Annotated in this window: 15 protein-coding genes; 11 read left to right on the top strand and 4 right to left on the bottom strand. The window is 60.8% G+C overall.

What is annotated here, in order from left to right; genetic code table 11:
• The first annotated feature begins 11 nt into the window (after positions 1-11).
• The 4 genes from ACOZ42_RS15460 to tssG are packed head-to-tail and all read left to right on the top strand — an operon-like array spanning position 12 to position 3,989.
• Entirely contained in the window at positions 12-494 is a 483-nt protein-coding gene (locus ACOZ42_RS15460) for an Hcp family type VI secretion system effector (protein WP_003805467.1), read from the top strand.
• A gap of 29 nt (positions 495-523) precedes the next feature.
• On the top strand, positions 524-1,066 hold the full coding sequence (tssE, locus tag ACOZ42_RS15455; protein WP_131071030.1) for a type VI secretion system baseplate subunit TssE: 543 nt from the start codon (positions 524-526) through the stop codon (positions 1,064-1,066).
• The gene (tssF, locus tag ACOZ42_RS15450; protein ID WP_059318144.1) at positions 1,063-2,949 is read left to right on the top strand and encodes a type VI secretion system baseplate subunit TssF; all 1,887 of its coding nucleotides are present in this window, start codon (positions 1,063-1,065) and stop codon (positions 2,947-2,949) included. The genes tssE and tssF overlap by 4 nt, the downstream gene beginning before the upstream one ends.
• The gene (gene tssG / locus ACOZ42_RS15445) at positions 2,946-3,989 is read left to right on the top strand and encodes a type VI secretion system baseplate subunit TssG (RefSeq protein WP_426345346.1); all 1,044 of its coding nucleotides are present in this window, start codon (positions 2,946-2,948) and stop codon (positions 3,987-3,989) included. Before tssF ends, tssG begins: the two co-directional genes overlap by 4 nt.
• A gap of 3 nt (positions 3,990-3,992) precedes the next feature.
• Here tssG and ACOZ42_RS15440 read toward each other — a convergent pair whose 3' ends face one another.
• Together ACOZ42_RS15440 and ACOZ42_RS15435 are read right to left on the bottom strand one after the other, a co-directional pair.
• Positions 3,993-4,583 (bottom strand): hypothetical protein, encoded by a 591-nt coding sequence (locus ACOZ42_RS15440; RefSeq protein ID WP_003805475.1) that lies wholly within the window; start codon positions 4,581-4,583, stop codon positions 3,993-3,995.
• Positions 4,580-4,969, bottom strand: coding sequence for a TssQ family T6SS-associated lipoprotein (locus ACOZ42_RS15435; protein ID WP_003805477.1), 390 nt, complete (start codon positions 4,967-4,969; stop codon positions 4,580-4,582). Before ACOZ42_RS15435 ends, ACOZ42_RS15440 begins: the two co-directional genes overlap by 4 nt.
• Positions 4,970-5,155: 186 nt before the next feature.
• Here ACOZ42_RS15435 and tssJ point away from each other — a divergent pair, with 186 nt between their 5' ends.
• The 6 genes from tssJ to ACOZ42_RS15405 are packed head-to-tail and all read left to right on the top strand — an operon-like array spanning position 5,156 to position 14,056.
• Positions 5,156-5,659 (top strand): type VI secretion system lipoprotein TssJ, encoded by a 504-nt coding sequence (gene tssJ / locus ACOZ42_RS15430; protein ID WP_230406223.1) that lies wholly within the window; start codon positions 5,156-5,158, stop codon positions 5,657-5,659.
• Positions 5,660-5,682: 23 nt separating this feature from the next.
• Positions 5,683-7,005: a type VI secretion system baseplate subunit TssK gene (gene tssK / locus ACOZ42_RS15425; protein WP_219235291.1), complete on the top strand. Its 1,323-nt coding sequence runs from the start codon at positions 5,683-5,685 to the stop codon at positions 7,003-7,005.
• Positions 7,006-7,019: 14 nt separating this feature from the next.
• A complete protein-coding gene (locus ACOZ42_RS15420) occupies positions 7,020-8,276 on the top strand; it encodes a DotU family type VI secretion system protein (protein ID WP_426345345.1) in 1,257 nt (418 codons plus the stop codon).
• Positions 8,273-11,872, top strand: coding sequence for a type VI secretion system membrane subunit TssM (gene tssM, locus ACOZ42_RS15415; RefSeq protein WP_426345344.1), 3,600 nt, complete (start codon positions 8,273-8,275; stop codon positions 11,870-11,872). Before ACOZ42_RS15420 ends, tssM begins: the two co-directional genes overlap by 4 nt.
• A gap of 1 nt (position 11,873) precedes the next feature.
• On the top strand, positions 11,874-12,617 hold the full coding sequence (gene tagF, locus ACOZ42_RS15410) for a type VI secretion system-associated protein TagF (RefSeq protein ID WP_219235285.1): 744 nt from the start codon (positions 11,874-11,876) through the stop codon (positions 12,615-12,617).
• Positions 12,618-12,625: 8 nt separating this feature from the next.
• A complete protein-coding gene (locus ACOZ42_RS15405) occupies positions 12,626-14,056 on the top strand; it encodes a PEGA domain-containing protein (RefSeq protein WP_426345343.1) in 1,431 nt (476 codons plus the stop codon).
• A 32-nt stretch (positions 14,057-14,088) separates the two neighbouring features.
• Here ACOZ42_RS15405 and ACOZ42_RS15400 read toward each other — a convergent pair whose 3' ends face one another.
• Positions 14,089-14,994, bottom strand: coding sequence for a DMT family transporter (locus tag ACOZ42_RS15400; protein WP_081050055.1), 906 nt, complete (start codon positions 14,992-14,994; stop codon positions 14,089-14,091).
• A 92-nt stretch (positions 14,995-15,086) separates the two neighbouring features.
• On the bottom strand, positions 15,087-16,478 hold the full coding sequence (locus ACOZ42_RS15395) for a PLP-dependent aminotransferase family protein (protein ID WP_131071025.1): 1,392 nt from the start codon (positions 16,476-16,478) through the stop codon (positions 15,087-15,089).
• Between the two features lie 128 nt (positions 16,479-16,606).
• Here ACOZ42_RS15395 and ACOZ42_RS15390 point away from each other — a divergent pair, with 128 nt between their 5' ends.
• Positions 16,607-17,470, top strand: coding sequence for a DMT family transporter (locus ACOZ42_RS15390; protein WP_426345342.1), 864 nt, complete (start codon positions 16,607-16,609; stop codon positions 17,468-17,470).
• The last annotated feature ends 42 nt before the right edge of the window (positions 17,471-17,512 follow it).

Raw genomic sequence — 17,512 nt, 5'->3', positions numbered from 1 at the left:
AGGAGAAAAGCGTGTCTGTTGATATGTTCATGAAGATTGAAGGCGCCAATGGCGAGTCCAAAGATGCCAACCACAAAGACTGGACCGATATTCTGTCGTTCTCATGGGGCGCCTCCCAGCCCGGCAGCATGAGCTCGGGCGGGGGCGGCGGTCAGGGCAAAGCCAACTTCAATGATCTGCATGTGCTCGCCCGCATTGACAAGGCCGCCCCAGCGGTGATGAAGCATTGCGCCAGTGGCAAACATCTGGGCAAGGTGGAGCTGTCGGTGTGCAAGGCCGGTGGCGAGCAGGTGGAATACACCAAAATTACGCTGGAAGAAGTCCTGGTGACTTCGGTTCAGCTCAATGCCGAGCGTGATGTGGAAAGTGTGATGGTCAACTATTCCTTTCAGGCCGCACGCGTCAAGCAGCAATATTGGGAGCAGTCCGAGCGTGGCAGCAAAGGGGCTGAAACCCTGGTGGCCTGGGATATCAAGCAGAATAAAGAGGCCTGATCGGGCTGGCTTCTAGAGGTAGGGCCGCCATGGACCGCTTTCGCTTACCGGGACGCCGCGGGGCCGCGCTGATGCGCGGTCAGGCAGATCGCTTGCAACCGTGTCTGCTGGACCGGTTGACCGACGAGCGGCCCGATCAGATTTGGGAGCCACCCCAGCCCATGAGCCAGTACCAGATGCGCCAGGCGGTGTTGCGCGATCTGGGTCATTTGCTCAATACCCCCAATCAGGGGGCGACTCCCTTGATGCAGGCCTTGGTCCATGTGCGTCGCTCCTGCCTGAATTATGGTTTGAGCCCGCTGGCCGGCAAGACCATGAGCGAGGTGGAGTGGCTGGATGTGGAACAGGCGCTGCGCACCGCGATTTTGCATTTCGAGCCCCGCATTTTGCCCGATACCTTGCAGGTGCATTGTCTGGATCACCGCTCCCAGCAGGATCTGCATAACGTGCTAAGTCTGCGTATTCAGGGCCATGTCTGGTGTGAACCGTATCCGCAGGAATTTCTACTGCGCACCAGCATTGATCTGGAAAGCGGGCAACTGGATCTTGAAGAGAGTGACGCATCGGGATGAATCCGGAGCTTTTGCATTACTACAATCGTGAACTGGCGTATCTGCGCGAGCTGGGCGCCGAGTTTGCGCAAGCCTACCCGAAGGTGGCTGCCCGTCTGGGTGTCCACGATACGGCGGTCGCTGATCCCTATGTCGAGCGCCTTCTGGAGGGGTTCAGCTTTCTGACGGCCCGCATCCAGCTGAAGATGGACGCGGAGTTTCCCCGCCTGAGCCAGCAATTGCTGGATGTGATCCAGCCTTCCTGGCTGATGCCCACTCCCAGCATGGGCTTGGTGCAGTTTTGTCCCAGCATGAGCGAAGGGGCGCTGGCCAAAGGTTTTACGGTGCCGCGTCACACCACCTTGCGCTCCCGTATTCCGGCTGGAGAGCAAACCGCCTGTGAGTTTTCCACCTGTCATACCGTCTCTTTGTGGCCCATGGCCTTGACGCATGTGCAACTGGGTGATGTCGCTGCTGATCTGCCGCTGGCGGCGCTGGGTAGTCGACAGGCGGCACAGGCTCGTTCGGCCTTGCGGCTGGACTTTTCGGTACAAGGCGGCCTGACACTGGAAGAATTGGCGGTAGATGAGTTGAGCCTGCATCTGGCTGGCCCGGAGTCTGACAGCAGCGTGTTGCTCGATGCCTTGTTGCGTCAGGCCTTGGGGGTATTCGTGCAGATGGAGGACGAGGCGCCGCAGTTTTTAGCGATGTCCGATTGCCTGACACACGATGGCCTGGAAGATGATCAAGCCATCTTGCCCATGGTGTCCCAGGAGTTCTCCGGCCATCGCTTGTTGCGGGAGTACTTTGCCTTGCCGGGGCGATTTGCTTTCGTGCGGCTACGGGGTTTGCAAGCCGCAATTGCCAGAGCGCGGGCGCAGGCGCTGAAAAGCCGTCGCTGGAGTGTGCACATTGTGTTGAAACAGGCCTGGCCTGATCTGGCCGCTCGAGTCGGGCCTGGCCATGTGCGTTTGTATTGCACGCCCGTCGTGAATTTGTTTCGTCGACGCAGTGAACGTATGGCCTTGCGTCCCCAGGCAAGCGATCATCACGTGGTCATGGACAGAACCCGTCCCATGGACTTTGAAGTTTGCCTGATGGAGCGGGTGCAAGGCCATGGCCGACGAGGAACAGACGATGTTGTGTTTCGCCCCTTGTATGCCAGTACGGCTCAGGATGGAGGGGCATATGGCCGCTATTACACGTTGCGCCGTGAACCGCGCCTCGTGTCCGATGCCCAGAAGCGTTGGGGGGGACGCAGCAGTTACGTAGGCAGTGAAGTCTATGTCTCGCTGGTCAATCAGCATGAGCAGTCCGAGTTTTTTGGCATGAATCAGATCAGTGTGACCGCCTGGTGCAGTAACCGTGATTTACCTTTGCTGCTGCCTCGTTCGCCTGAGTCGGATTTCAGTTTGCAGGTGTCGGCCCCTGTGGCCGGTATCCGCCTGTTGGGTGGACTGACCCGACCGCGAGCGGCCTCGACGGGAGGCCGCCAGGCCTGGGAGCTGATCGCGCAGATGAGCTTGGCCCAGTTGGGTGTGGCGCAGTCAGACCCGATACAGGCGGCGGATCGCTGGCGTGCCTTGCTGGCTCCGCATGTGGACAGCGCTGATGCGGGTGCTCTGCGCCAGCTGGCGTCCCTTATGGCGGTTCAGGCGCGGCCCGTGCAGCGGGCCATGCCTGGGCCAGGGCCGTTGGTGATGGCGCGTGGCGTGCATTTTGAGGTCACGCTGGATCAGAGTGGTTTTCCCGGTGGCCGTCCGTTTGTTCTGGCCGCTGTGCTCAGTCGTTACCTGGCCCGCCATGTCAGTCTGAACAGTTTTGTTTCTACCCAATTTCGTTCCGAAGCAGGAGTGGAACTGGGCGCCTGGGGGCCGCAAGCAGGTACGCGGGCGGTGCTGTGAACCGGGCCGAGCAAGAGCAGCTCAAGCCACAGGCTTCCTTGGAGGAGCTGGGTCGGATCATTCAGCAATGGCCTTTTGGGCATGATCTGTTTCGGGTCTTGCGGGCCGTTGATGCCTTGCAGGCAGCCCAGGGCCAGCCTCGCTTGGGAACCGCGCCTACGCCGCGTCAGGAAGAGGTGCGGGTAGGCCAGCCGCCGAGTCTGGCGTTTGCGGCTTCCAGCGTGCAAACCGCGCGCTGGGAAGATGAACAACTGCATCTGGATGTGCAAGGCTTTGGCTTGTGGGGGCCCAATGGCCCTTTGCCACTGCACATGACAGAGTACTTTTTCCAGCGGAGCCGCAACTTTGGTGACCATGCCGGTGTGGCCTTTCTGGACCAGTTTCATCACCGTCTGTTTTTGCTGTTTTTCAGAGCATGGGCACAAGCGCAGGCGGTCTGTGACCTGGAACATGATCAGGATGGTTTCACGCGTTGGCTGGCCAGTCTGGCTGGAGTAGGGAGTCAGGGCGAATCGGCTCCCGTGAGCGATCATGCCGTGTATTTTCAGGCGCCTGCGCTGGCGTCCCAAACTCGCAGTGCGCCTGCCCTGCAAGCGCTTCTGGCCAGCTATTTTCAAGTGCCCGTCAGCATTCAGCAGAACGTGCCGGTTTGGGTCGCGCTGGATGATCAAACCCAGGTCTGTCTGGGCCGCAGCTGTTCGGGGCTGGGGAAAAATGCCGTGCTGGGGGCGCGTATTCTGGACGTGCAGCAAACCATACGCATACGGATTGGCCCCTTGAGTCGGCAGGATTATGGACGCTTCTTGCCGGGCCGTCCGGCGTGGCGGCAATTGCGCTATTGCCTGGCTCTGTATCTGGGGCTGGAGTGGTCGGTTCAACTGCAACTGGTGCTGCATGCCAGTGAACAGCCTGATCTGGGCCTGGGGGCGGGAGTGGGGCTGGGCCAGGAAACCTGGCTGGGAAAACCCGGCACGCAGGACCGAGCGGATCTGTGCCTGTTTCTGGACAGCCGCCCCGATTGGCACGATCCGCGGCGCTAAGGCTTAGGCCTGACGCATTCCCTGCAAAAGATCGAACGCATTTTCCTTGTCCGACAAGGTGCTGACCCATTCCGGCGCGTGGCCCAATTCGGGCTGCCAGCTGACTGCCGGAATCGGGCTGTCGGTGCTGGTCGAGCGGCCCGGTTGGGCGGCGGCCTCAAAGGGATGCTTGTCCGAAGGGGCCGGCATGGGGCCGCCCACCGGGACCATGCCGGGAACATGCAGGTCTGCGAAAGGATCGGCCATGGGCGCCGCAGCCAAAGGCGTTTCAGGCTGCGTGCCAGGATGGGCACCCGACTCCACCCGGTAGTGCATGTCTCCTAAGGTCAGGCGATCCCCATTGTGCAAAGTCTGGACCTGCTCCAGTGCCAGCTCGATGCCATTGACGGCGACCTGACCGTCTGCGCTGGCTCGTTGAATCGTCAGCACATTTTGCTGACGTCGCAGGTAAGACAGGACGGGCGGTGTCTGATTGTTGTCGGGTAAGACCAGATCAGCCTGCGTCCAGGAGCCACACACCAGACCGGGTTCAGGCACTGGGCGGGGAGGGCCACCGGATTCGGCTTGTAAACGCCAGTCTAACGACGTGCTCATGGCTGGGCTCCCGCCACTTTTTCATAAACCGGCCCCCAGATGGGGTGACCGCGCTCGGCCTGGGCCAAGCTAAAACCAGGGTCCACCACCCGTGCCTGCTTGAAACGCTCTTCACACAAAAAGGTGTAGTCGCGCACACAAAAGCTGAAGGCCTGCAGTTTCAAGGCTTCGCTGTATTGATGGGACGCGGCAGCAGGCAAGGTGCTGGAGCGTCCTACTTGCCGGATCACGGCGGTGTAGTCGCCTTCGTGAAAGGCAGAGCGGATCTGCTCCAGCTCAGCTTCGGCAGCCGGGCTGAATACAGCCACCGGTTTGTTCGGGGTCTGGGCGCAGGCCGCCAGCAACAAGGCCAGAGCCGGTGAAATCAGGCGGGCAGGTAAATACATGGCAGAAAAAAGAAAAGTTGAACTTGCCACCAAGACTAGGAAAGGAAAAAGACAGCCAGATGACATGACGCGGATGCTTTTGTAAGAGTTGTTGCGCAAGGGTAAGCACCGAAACACCCCGTGTCCTTAACAAAGTTGTCGCATTCATGCTTTTAGATGGGGCGCATTGTCATTCAAGGAGACGTCGTGACCGTTTGCCGATTGCTTCGTTTGTGTTCGCTGCTGATGTTGGGCGTGTTGACCGCGTGCGCGTCCACCTCCAGTCGCATGGCCGTGCCTTATGAAATCGTTCTGACTGCGGACGATCAGCTCAACCCGGATACCACGGGTCGGCCTTCTCCGGTCCAGGTGCTGGTGTTCGAGCTGCGCTCGGGAAGTGCTTTTGAGTCGCGGGATTTCTTTGCCCTGCAGTCCGATCCGCAACAAGCCTTGCAAGCTGACCTGCTCAATGTCGCGCAGATCGTGCTGCGTCCCGGCCAGACCCATACCTTCAAAAGGCCGGGCGACCTGCAGGCCACCGCCGTCGGCGTGGTCGTGGGCTATCGCGAGTTGGATGCCAGTGTGTGGCGAGTGTTGCTGCCGCTGCCCGAGTCGCGCACCACCAATATTTACAAGTTCTGGCAATCGGCTCCCGATGCCGTCCAGGTCAGTCTGCAATTACGCAAAAACGCCATTCAAGTGCTTGATTGATAGGTGTGGAACGGATTAATTCAATGGATAAAGTGATTTGGACCGAAGGGCTTTTTTTACGGCCCCAGCATTTTCAGCAGATGGAGCGGTATCTGGAGCATTACGCCCAGGCTGGACGGCGTGCCACACAGCCCTTTTTTTGGGGCTTTGAAGCCTTGATTCTTGACGAGCAGGCCCTGAGCATGGGCAGTGTAGCGCTGCGTGAAGCGCGTGGCCTGCTGCCCGACGGGACGCCATTTGACAGCAGGCCGGGCGCCATGCAGATCGCGGCCTGGACCGCCCCTGAGCTTGTGCGTCCCGAGCGACTGATGTTGGTGTTGCCTCGGCCTCAGGCAGGTCGAGCAGAAGTTCAGTTTGACGTGAGCAGCGCACGTCGTTCGCGCTATGTGGTCAGCGAGCAGGACTTGTATGACAGCAGCGGCCTGTCCCCCGAGCCTTGTCTGTCTCAATTGGGGCGTTTGCAGCCTGTGCTCTTGCCGGAGTCCGAGGTCTATGAAGACAGCGTTGCCATGCCGGTGGCGCGCATTCTGGAACGCCGGTCTGATCGTTCCTTGGTGCTGGACCCTGATTTTATTGCTCCTGTCCTGTCCATTCAGGCGCACGCGCGGCTGAGCGTGTTGAGCGCTGATGTACAGGCCTTGTTGCAGGCCCGCGCCCAGGCGTTGGCCCAGCGTCTGGGGCCGGGAGGGCGGGGGCAGGGCGATGTGGCCGACTTCATGATGCTGGAACTGGTCAACCGTTATCGGGCGGCCCTATGGGCCATGGAACAGCGCGCTCATGTACACCCCAGCGAGCTGTTTCAGATCTGGATGGAGCTGTATGGCGCTTTGGCCACCTACACTCAGGATGGGCGACAGCCGCTGGTCTGGCCTCCCTATCTGCATGACGATCTGGCCCAGTCCTTCTTGCCCCTGGTACTGGAGTTACGCCGGGCCTTGGCCGTAGTGCTGGAGCAGCAGGCCGTGTCGATTGCGCTGGAGGATAAAGGCCAGGGCGTGCGCCTGGCTCACATTGCCGATCGTTCGCTCTTGCAGCAGGCAGGTTTCATTCTGGCCGTACAGGCTGACTTGCCTGCTCAGACAGTACGCCAGCATTTTGCAGCGCAAGTGAAACTGGGGCCGGTGGAGCGCATTCGCGATCTGGTCCATCTGCAATTGCCCGGTATCGGTTTGCAGCCCTTGTCTGTTGCGCCGCGTGCTTTGCCCTATCACGCCGGGTTCACCTACTTCGAGCTGGAAAAAGGTGGCGAGTTATGGCGTCAGCTTGAGCACAATGGCGCCTTGGCCCTGCATCTGGCCGGAGATTTTCCTGGTCTGCAACTTGAGTTTTGGGCGATACGCCGCTGAACCGGAGCATGGCTATGAACGAGACAGTTTCCTGGGGCGCGGGCTCGGTGCCCGAACCGCGCCCATCGCGCGCGGACGCACCGCGCTTTATCGCTCAAGGCGCCAATCCCCTGTTGGAGGCCGCCAACCCCTTGTTGGTCATGGTGTCGGATATTCGTCGTAGCACCCACCATGCAGACCCGGCGGGCTTGCGTGCCAAGCTGGTGGCTGAAATCCGTCAGTTCGAGTTGCGCGCACAGGCGGTACCCGTAGCCAATGAGACCATTTTGGCGGCCCGTTATTGCTTGTGTACGACCTTGGACGAGGCAGCCGCCTTGACGCCTTGGGGGCAGGCGGGCGTCTGGTCCTCGCATACTTTGCTAGTCACTTTTCACAACGAGACCTGGGGGGGAGAGAAGTTCTTCCAGCTTCTGGACAAGCTGATGCAAAGCCCGGCTGCGCATTTGCACTTACTGGAGCTGATGTATTTTTGCCTGGCCTTGGGGTTTCAAGGCCGCTACCGCGTCCATGAGCAGGGAGCGAGCCAACTGGAGACGGTGCGTCAGCGTCTTTACCTGAGCTTGCGTCAGTACGGTCCCACAGTGGCGGCAGCCCTGTCTCCACATTGGCGGGACAAACCGGCGCAAAAAGTGGGCAAACCCTTACCGGTGCCGATCTGGGTTGCGGTTTGCGTGGCGCTGCTGCTGTGCATGCTGATGTATCTGGGCGCAAACCTGTTGCTCAACCGGCAATCGGATCAGGTCTTTGAGGACATCGTGGCCCTGCGCTTGCCAGCCTTGCAGACACAAGGGCTGACCGAACCAGCCGGTGTGACGCCACCTGCGCCTTTGGCCTTGGCAGAGCTGCTGGCTCCCGAGATTGCCGAGGGGCTGCTGACCGTCAGGGACCAGGCCGACCGCAGTGTCATTGTCTTGCGCGGAGACGGTTTGTTTGACTCCGGAGCGGACCAGATCCGCGCACCGCTGCTGCCTGTCATTGCACGCATTGCCGATGGCGTGGAGGCCGCGCCGGGGCTGGTGTTGGTAGAAGGTTATACCGATAACGTGCCCATACGCAGCGTGCGCTTTCCATCTAATTTTCATCTTTCGCAGGCGCGCGCCGACTCGGTAAAAGCCGTGCTGCAGGAGCGGTTGAGCCAGCCTGAACGCGTGCGTGCTCAAGGCCGGGCCGATGCCGCGCCCGTGGCCGACAATCGCAGCGCTCAGGGTCGTGCCCAGAATCGCCGGGTGGAAATCACCATCGTGCCCTTGAGCAAGGAGTCCGGGCAATGACACGTCTGTTGAATCTGGTCTTTAGCCGCGGCGTCTGGACCTTTGTGGGCGTCGTGATCCTGCTGGTGCTGATCTGGGTACTGGGGCCCTTGCTGGCGGTGGGTCAGACCCGGCCGCTGGAAACCGAGCTGTCACGCTGGATAGCAATGGCGGCAGTGTTGCTGTTCTGGCTGGTGCGTCTGCTTTGGCGCAGTTGGCGCGAAGGCCGCTTGAACGCGCAGTTGCTGGGACAGCTGAGCCGTCCCGCGCCAAAGGCGGCGGCCGCGGCTGCGAGCGTCACTTCCCATCCATTACAAAGCCAGTTTGACGAAGCGATCGAATTGCTCAAGCGGATTCGTTTCGGCTCGCATGTGGGCGGGCGCCTGCGCTCCCTTTTGTCACGTCAGTACGTGTACCAGTTGCCCTGGTACGTCTTTATCGGGGCGCCAGGTGCCGGTAAAACAACGGCACTGGTCAATTCGGGACTGCAGTTTCCCTTGTCGGAACGCTATGGGAAAACCTCCTTGCGCGGGGTGGGCGGGACGCGTAACTGTGACTGGTGGTTTACCGACGAAGCGGTGTTGCTGGATACGGCAGGCCGCTACACCACCCATGAGAGTGATCCGGTGGGTGATGAGCAGGAGTGGCGGGGGTTTCTGGGTCTGCTCAAGCGCTACCGCCGCCGCCAACCGATCAATGGCACCTTGCTGACAATCAGTGTGCCGGACCTGTTGTCTAGTACCCCGGAGCAACGTCACGACCACGCACAGGTATTGCGCCAGCGTCTGGCTGAGCTGCGCGAGCGGCTCGGGATTCAGTTCCCTATTTATGTGCTGGTCACCAAGATGGATTTGCTCCAGGGTTTTCAGGAGTATTTCGATCATTGCAGCCGTCAGGAGCTGGAACAGGTCTGGGGCTTTACCCTGCCGTATGAGCGTGCGCGGGAGGCGGGGTTTTCCTTGTCTCACACCTATGGGCGCGAGTATGAGGCCTTGCATCAGCGCCTGGAGCGTGGCCTTGCCGCAGTAATGGCCGAGCAGCCTGATGAACGTGTACGCGCCGAGGCGTATCTGCTTCCGCAACAGTTTGCCCGCCTGGGGCCGGTGCTGGAAGAGTTTCTGGAACAGGTATTTAGCCAGTCCCGATTCGAGGCACCGCTTTTGCTGCGCGGCGTGTACTTCACCAGTGGGCGTCAAGGCGGGGTGCGCCTGGATCAGGTGCGTGATCCCCTGCGCGAATATCTGGAGGTGGATGTACAGGCGGATCACGCTCAGCCTGTGGCGAACCAGGGCCGCAGCTACTTTCTGACCCAGTTGCTCAAAGAACTGATTTTTCAGGAGGCCGGCGTGGCGGGCCGGGACGAGCGCTGGGAGCGCCGCGTGCGCCTGCGACATTTTCTGGTTTACGGTCTGGTGGCGGCCGGTGTGCTGCTGTTGGGGCTGGCCTGGGGCCGCAGCGTTCTCCTGAATCGCGCTTACGTGGAACAGGTAGAGACTCGTATCCCCCAGGCCCAGCAACAAGCGGATCAGACACAGGTGCTGGACACCACGCCGGCAGTAGGGTTGCTGCCTTTGCTCGATATGTTGTCGCTGTTGCCGCAAAGCGATCAGTTTTCTCTGGATGCACCGGGGCTGGAGCGGCGCATGGGTTTATATCAGGGCCAGAAGATGAAAGCCGCTGCGGATACGGTGTATCAGCGGGCCTTGGAAAAGCTGCTGGCTCCTTTGCTGGCACGTCGTATTGAAACTGTGCTGCGCAGCGAACAGGCCCAGGACCTGGAGTATGGTTACGAGGCCTTGCGCGCTTACCTGATGCTCTACGACACGCGACGCTATGACGCTGTCCATTTGCAGACCTGGTTGCTGGGCAGTTTGAAGCAGGACTTGCCAGCCGGTTTTACCCAGTCGCAGTACGACAGGCTGGAGAGCCACGTTCGCGCGGTAACCCAGGCCGGTCTGCTACTGAATCCCTTTCCTCGTAATGAGGCTTTGATCGCGCAAAGTCGGGAGCGGCTGGCGCGCATCAGCCTGGAGCAGCGCACGTACAGCCGCATGCGTCGCATGTTGGCGGCCACGCCCGGCTTGTTGCCGATGTCGGTCGCGGGGATGGCGGGGCCTTATGCCGCTTCCGTGTTCCAGCGTGCCAGCGGCAAGCCCTTAACCGAAGGGGTGGACGGCTTGTACACCTACGAAGGGTACTGGACGGTGGTCGAACCGCGCATTGACAGCGAGTTGCGACAGATGCGCGAGGATGATCGCTGGATTCTGGGCTTGGACACGGGCGCCGCCCAATCCGAGGCGGCGCGCCGGGCCGCCAGCCAGGAATTGCGCCGCCTGTATCTGCTCGATTATGTGCGTGTGTGGGATGACTATCTGGCGGATTTGCGTCTGCTGCAAGGCGGCAGTTTGCTGGAAAACATTCAGTTGGCCCGTACCTTGTCCATGGCCGACTCGCCCTTGAAACAGCTGGTGCAGCAAGTGGCATTGCAAACCCGTTTGTTGCGCGAGGATGCTCAGCAAGGAGCATCGCTGGGTGCGCAGGCCAAGGTGAGATTGGACGATACGCGCCAGGCCTTGGAACAGATGTTCGGTCCCGTCGGTCTGGAGGGGAGCCGTCGTAATGAGCCTCAGGCCAAACAGGTCGAGGCGATTGTGGATCAGCACTTTGAGCCTTATCACCGCCTGGCCTCCAGCACGGGGGGCGCGCCTGCACCCATTGATGGCACGTTGGAGCTGCTCGATGAGTTCTATGCCTTTCTGACCTCCTCGGATGCTGCTTTGCGCAGTGCAGGAACTCCGCCGCCGTCCAATGTGCTGACCAAGTTGCAGGCCGAGGCAGGGCGTTTGCCCGGACCTTTGCGTGATGCGCTGGATCAGTTCTCGGTAGGCGCCTCTGCCGAGATTGCCTCACGCACGCAAGCGAGTCTGGGGCAGTTGCTCGATGCCACCTTGGGCCAGTTTTGCCGTAGCGCGATCGCAGGGCGTTATCCCTTTGCGGGGCAATCCAGCCAGGATGTTGCTCCTAACGACTTTGCTCGTCTGTTCGCACCGGGTGGCTTGATGGATGCTTTCTTTCAAGAGCATTTGATGCATCAGGTGGATATGTCGGGCGGGCGCTGGCGTTTCAAGCCGGGTATAGACGGGCAGGCGGCGGCCAGCTTCCGTTATCTGGATGCGTTTCAGCGTGCCGCCGTGATTCGTGACGTGTTTTTTCCAGCCGGAAGCACTCAGCCACGTATTGATCTGGCATTCACCCCGGTGCAACTGGATGCGGCACTGTCGCAAGTGCTTCTGGATGTGGATGGGCAGGTGTTGCGGTACGCGCATGGCCCCCAGGTAGCGATGGGAGTGCAGTGGCCTGGGCCGCGAGGAGGCCGTCAGGTCAGCCTGGAGGCCCAACCGCAGTCCGAGGGGGCGGGTATAAGGGCCACTGGCGCGTGGGCGCTGTTGCGCTTGCTGGACAAGGCGCAAGTCGTGCCAGGAGCACCAGCAGGTGCCCAGCGCCTGTCCTTTGCCCTGGGCGGACGTCAGTTTGTCGTGGATGTAGTGGCCAACAGTTCCAAAAATCCATGGCGTCTGGCGGAAATGCGAGGGTTTACTTGTCCGGGGAGCCAGTGAGATGCTCAACGATGAGTTGGACGCGAACCTTGCCGTGATGTGGTACGGCAAGATTCCAGCAATGGGCGATTTCGTGCGCAGACGCATGCCCGACTCGATTCTGCTGCCGTGGGAGCGCTGGTTCAGTAGTGGGGTCAGTCAGATTCGTCCATTCACTAAGCCGGCTGGTGTCAATCTAGCGGGCTCAGCCGTTCCGGTCTGGGGGTTTGTCAGGTCCTTGCCTCAGGGCGGGGTGCAGGCGGGCGCGGTCATGCCCAGTCAGGACCGGGTTGGACGGGAGTATCTGGTCTGTGCCCTGGTGGCCTTGGATCTGGAGCAATGTCAGCGCGTTCGTCTGCCTGTTCTTGCCAGTCTGGTTGAGCAACTGGGGCTGGTCTTGCAGCAAGGGGTGCGGTTTTGCTGGGCCGCGACGCAGGTAGACCAGACCTTGTGCCGTGCGCTGCCGGTTGCTGGCTTGTTGGCTGACAGTGCTGCCGCCCGGCTGGAACAACGCGAGGCAGGTCAGGACATTCTGGATGTGTTGTATGGCACGCGTGGAGGAGCTGTGCCGCAAGACCCATGGGCGGTGTTACAGCCTTGCCTGGAACCCGGCTCTCAACGCAGCTACTGGTGGTGTTTGGGGATGAACAACCCCAACTGGCGTAGCGTGACCCATCGTGGTGAGTTGAGCCTTGCCCTGTTTCGACGCTTGTTTACCTCAGTTACAGCGGCCGATCTTGATGGCCGTCTCTCTCAATCCTGGTGAGAACTTTCATGAAACGAACGACTTCTGCCCATGATGGACAGGGCCGTCCTTTGGGGCAGGTTCTGGATTCTTTGTCGCTGGACCAGCGGCTGCTTATTCTGGAGCATTTGGCCTTGCAACTGGCCCAATTGCATGAGCGGCAGGAATGGTATGGCGCGTTAGGTTTGGATACGGTGATATTGACCGACGAGGGCCTGGTTCAGTTACAAGCGCTGGCGCAGGTCCTGCACAAGCGTAACCTGACTCAGGCCCGTGCTCACGGCATGGCGTTTGATGAGCCTTGTGCGGCCCCTGAACAGTATGTGGACGACCCGACCCGGCCTGCCGGGCCGTGGACAGATGTCTACGGCTATGCCGCGTTGCGCTGGCACTTGACGACGGGCACGCCCTTGACGGCCGCACCCTGGCGACAGCTAAGGGACCCGGTGGGGATGGATGAGGAGGCGGATGGCCCCACCCAGGCCATGTTGCAGGGCTTGGCATTGGACTGGGTTCAGCGCCCGCAATCCATGCTGTCGTATCGACGACTGGAAAGGTTAGGACAGGTGTCTGACTCTGTCTCTGAGCAGACAGCGCTGGCGCGGCCCGTGTTGCCCATACGAACCGAACGCCGCGCCTTTGGCTGGCGTTGGCTGGGCGGCTTGGCCTTGCTGCTGGTGGTAGGGCTGGCAGTAGGGTACTGGAGCACAGGCAGTGAGGAGTCAGGATCGCTTGTTGCCACCACAGAGAGCGGCCAGGCCTTGATGGCCGAAACCCCTTCCAGAGGGGCGGCTCCCAAAGGGCAGGAGGGCCAGGCGGATCTACGGGGTTTGCCGACGGCAGAGGGGTCCGTACAGGCCGTTTCAGAGCCAGTCGCGGCGCTCCCGAACACCTCGAGCGAGGGTGAGCCGTCTTCCCCGCCAGGGTTATCCGCTGCCGTGTCCGGGCAGGAAGGCGGACCAGTCGCGCTTCAGGCGGTGCAACCCGTTACGACCGATGCCATTCCATCGTTGGCGCCCATGTCGGCTCAAGCCAGCGTGTTAGCCGGGCAGGCACGGGTTCAGGCTGTCGAGCCGGCTGCCGAGGCGGTACAGGTATCAGACATGTCGGCTGGGTTGGATGCCCTGCCATCGCAGCCAGCCCAGCCAGAGCAAGCGTCCGATGAGCCGAGCCGTCTACCGCGGGTTGAGCCGACCCCTGCGGATACTGCCAAGCCTGAAGCCGTTGCACCGACGCAAGCGGCGCCCACGGCCAAAGGTACCGTCGTGCTGGATGTGCGGCCGTGGGGCGAGATCTACGTCAATGGACGCAAGCAGGGAGTCAGTCCGCCGTTGAAGTCCTTGTCCTTGCCGGCCGGCACACACCGCATCCTGATTAAAAATGCCGGCCTGCCGCCGTTTAGCAGCACGGTACGGGTGCGATCAGGACAGACAGCCAGCGTCAAACACGTGTTCAACTAGCTGACGAGTGGGGCAAGGCGGTGGGGGCTGACTTAGACCGCCTTGCGTCTGCCAATCAGACCGGTGGCCAGCAATGTACCCAACAAGACCGTGCTCATGCCGATCAACATTTGCGCGGTCAGCGCTTCGTCCAACAGCAAGGCGCCCCAGAGCACTCCGAAAGGCGGCACCAGAAATGTGACTGTGATGGTTTTGGAGGGACCGACGTTGGCGAGCAGACGATAGAAAATCAGGTAGGCAACGGCGGTACATAACAGGGATAGGGACAGCGCCGCGCCCCAGGCGGGCAAGCCTGGCGTTTGAGCCGGCCACCAGTACATGGCGGCGGGCAGCAAAACCAGGGTGGCGCTGACCATGCTGCCAGCCGCGACCGCCTGGGGTTGGACTCCGCGCAGATAGCGCGCGGTGAAGTTGGCGGCAATGCCGTAAAACACAGTGGCCAGCAAAGACGCCAGGACAGCCCAGCCTTCGGCCCCTTTGTTAAAGCTGAGCTTGTCGTACACCAGAATCAGAATGCCTAAAAAGCCGACGCACAGGCCCAGAATGCGGCTGGGCGTCAGGCGTTCTTTGAGCCAGACCCGGGCAACCAGTGCGCCAAACAGGGGTGCCATGGCATTGAGGACCGCCAGCAGGCCCGATTCCAGCCGCAATGCCGCAAAGGCATACAGGGAAAAAGGCGCGGCGGCATTGAGGACCCCGAGCGCAAAAATGGGCTTCCAGTTCGCCAGGAACACTGGCAGGCGGCCCGTGACGGTGATATAGCTCATCAGGGCCAGGGCGCTGACACCGACGCGCACGGCGGTCAGCGGGAAAGGGCCAAAGTCGGGAACCGCCTGCAGGGTAAATAAAAATGAGCCGCCCCAGATGGCGGCCAGCAGGAATAAATCGCGTAAGTCTTTGGGGGACATGGGAATGGGATCGGTGGCGGCGGTCCGCATGGGCCGCCCAACAGAACAGATTGTAATCCCCCACCCCCGGCAGAGCATCATTGCCCGTTTCCGTGGCAAGAGAGCGAACACTGTTCAAGGGCTTAATCGGGTCGCGCTTGATCAAGCGCGTTCTTGAGCACCGTAAAAATACGCGTGTCGCTGCATTGGGCAACATTAAATCGCAAGAACTGAGCGGCATCCGCTGCTTGACTGAACACGGGGCCAGGAGCCAGGATCACGCCATGGGGCAGGCAGGCGCGAGCCAGACTCAGGGCGTCGTGGCCTTCGGGCAGACGGGCCCAGAGAAACATGCCTTCGCGCGGGCGTAGCCACGGACTGAGGCCGAGCTGCTCCAGGCGCGTCAGGGTCACGTCCATGGCCTTGGACAGCCGGTATCGAATGTGCTCAAGATGTTTACGATAGCCGCTGTCGCCCAGCGCACTGTTCAGAATATGCGAAGCCAGGCGGTTGCTGCTGAAACTGGTTGCCGTGCGCAAATCCACCAGACTTTCTATCCAGGGCGCCTGTGCGGCGATGTAGCCGCAACGCAGCGACGCCGACAGGGTTTTGGAAAAACTGCCTATTTGCACGACGCGGGACAAGCCATCCAGTGCCGCCAGACGGGTTGCCGGGCGCGTTTCCAGATCGCCGAAAATGTCGTCCTCGATAATGTAGAGGTCGGCACGCTGCGCCATTGCCAGAACACTGTGCGCCGTAGCGGCCGAAAGCCGTGCTCCGGTCGGGTTGTGGATCCCCGAATTACTGATGTAGAGGCGGGGCTTGTGCTGTTGAAGTGCCGCTTCAAAAGCGGTCAGATCCGGCCCCTGGTGGGTGTAGGGCACACTGACGACGTTGGCCCTGTGCGCCCGTAGCAAAGCGTGAAAATTGAAGTAGCAAGGGTCGTCCACCAGCACGGTATCGCCTGCTTCCAGAAGAAATCGGCAAATCAGGTCAATAGCCTGAGTGCCCGAATCGGTCAGCATGATTTGATGCGGCCCAACTTCAATATCAGATTGCACAAGACGGCGGGCCAGTCGTTGTCGCAGAGGCTCCAGACCGAGGGGTGAGCCATAGTCCGTCAGGTCCTGGCTGGCACTGCGTGCTGCTTTGCGCAGCCCCCGCCGCACGCCTTGTTCATACATCCAGTCCGAGGGCAGCCAGCCACAGCCGGGCATGAGTGCATCGTCGTCGGCCTCCAGAGACTGACGAGAGATCCACAAAGGGTCTATATCCCTGTCCAGTGCAGGTTCCAGGGCCGTCAGGCTCAGGGGGGCCAAAGGGGCCGTCACATAAAAGCCGGAGCCGGGCCGGGCTTCGATCAGCCCTTCTGCCGCCAGCCGGCCGTACGCCTCCACAATCGTAGAGACCGAGACGCCGGATGAACGGGCGTGTGCCCGCACAGAAGGCAGGCGTGTGCCCGGCGGATAGGTCCGTGCGGCGATGCGTTCACGCACGGATTGCATGAGGTGGTCGATACGGGTCAAGGCAGGCATGAGGCAGGGTTAGGCACGGTGTATGGGGATAAAGGCCAATACAGTTTTTTAAAACTGTACTGGACTGTGCCTGGGTATCCTGGCATAGCTGTGTTGTACTGACAAGCTTCTTTGGGGGAGAAAAAGCGATGGATAGCAAGGCGGTCAGCTGGCTGAATGGTTTTATGGGGGTGGCGATTTTTGCTGGTTCTTTACCGGCTACACGGGTCGCTGTGCTGGGTATGGACCCATTTTTCCTGACGGGTGCGCGAGCCGTCGTGGCTGCGTTGCTGGCCAGCGTCTGGTTGCTGCTGGGGCGCGTGGCACGGCCACAGCGATCGGATCTGTTGTCCCTGGCCGTGGTCGGTTTTGGTGTCGTGCTGGGATTCCCCTTGTTGACCGCGCTGGCCCTGCAGTACATCACTTCGGCGCATTCTATTGTGTATGTCGCCTTGTTGCCTTTGTGCACTGCGCTCTTTGGGGTGGTCTTGGCCGGTGAACGGCATAAACCCGTGTTCTGGTTATGCTCTGTTTTGGGCTGCCTGCTGGTGATGAGCTATGCCGCGCAGCAAGGGCTGGAAGCGGCCTGGCAAGGCGATCTGTATATGCTGGCAGCGGTGGCGGTCTGTGGCATGGGCTACGCCGAAGGTGGGCGTCTGTCGCGCCGCCTGGGAGGCTGGCAAGTAATTTGCTGGGCGTTGGTGCTGTCCTTGCCCTTGATGTTCCTCATGATGATCTGGTTCTGGCCCGCCAGCTTTGACACGGTCACCCTCTCGGCCTGGCTGGGGTTTGGCTACGTGTCGGTCTTCAGTATGTTTTTGGGCTTTGTGTTCTGGTATCGAGGACTGGCGCAGGGGGGCATCGCGGCAGTCGGACAGTTGCAGTTGCTGCAACCTTTTATGGGCTTGGCATTGGCTGCGGTCCTGCTGGGCGAGGCCGTCAATGCCAGCATGATCTGGGTCACGATGGGGGCCGCCTTGTGTGTGGCGGGTGCGCGGCGTTTTGCTTCCTGAGACAAGCGCTGTTCGCCGTATGGCCCGTTTGGCCTTGAGCGG

The sequence above is a fragment of the Alcaligenes sp. HNGD-HTN06 genome (assembly GCF_049932565.1).
Classification (GTDB): Bacteria; Pseudomonadota; Gammaproteobacteria; order Burkholderiales; family Burkholderiaceae_B; genus Alcaligenes; species Alcaligenes ammonioxydans.
The sequence above is the reverse complement of the archived record's forward strand: the minus strand, read 5'-3'. Positions and strand labels throughout refer to the sequence as shown.

Excerpts from the sequence above, each read along its gene's own strand:
- ACOZ42_RS15405 (WP_426345343.1), top strand. The coding sequence starts at position 12,626 with ATGAAACGAACGACTTCTGCCCATGATGGACAGGGCCGTCCTTTGGGG.
- tagF (WP_219235285.1), top strand. The coding sequence starts at position 11,874 with ATGCTCAACGATGAGTTGGACGCGAACCTTGCCGTGATGTGGTACGGC.
- ACOZ42_RS15420 (WP_426345345.1), top strand. The coding sequence starts at position 7,020 with ATGAACGAGACAGTTTCCTGGGGCGCGGGCTCGGTGCCCGAACCGCGC.
- tssM (WP_426345344.1), top strand. The coding sequence starts at position 8,273 with ATGACACGTCTGTTGAATCTGGTCTTTAGCCGCGGCGTCTGGACCTTT.
- ACOZ42_RS15390 (WP_426345342.1), top strand. The coding sequence starts at position 16,607 with ATGGATAGCAAGGCGGTCAGCTGGCTGAATGGTTTTATGGGGGTGGCG.
- ACOZ42_RS15440 (WP_003805475.1), bottom strand. The coding sequence starts at position 4,583 with ATGAGCACGTCGTTAGACTGGCGTTTACAAGCCGAATCCGGTGGCCCT.
- ACOZ42_RS15435 (WP_003805477.1), bottom strand. The coding sequence starts at position 4,969 with ATGTATTTACCTGCCCGCCTGATTTCACCGGCTCTGGCCTTGTTGCTG.
- tssF (WP_059318144.1), top strand. The coding sequence starts at position 1,063 with ATGAATCCGGAGCTTTTGCATTACTACAATCGTGAACTGGCGTATCTG.
- tssK (WP_219235291.1), top strand. The coding sequence starts at position 5,683 with ATGGATAAAGTGATTTGGACCGAAGGGCTTTTTTTACGGCCCCAGCAT.
- ACOZ42_RS15400 (WP_081050055.1), bottom strand. The coding sequence starts at position 14,994 with ATGCGGACCGCCGCCACCGATCCCATTCCCATGTCCCCCAAAGACTTA.
- tssE (WP_131071030.1), top strand. The coding sequence starts at position 524 with ATGGACCGCTTTCGCTTACCGGGACGCCGCGGGGCCGCGCTGATGCGC.
- ACOZ42_RS15395 (WP_131071025.1), bottom strand. The coding sequence starts at position 16,478 with ATGCCTGCCTTGACCCGTATCGACCACCTCATGCAATCCGTGCGTGAA.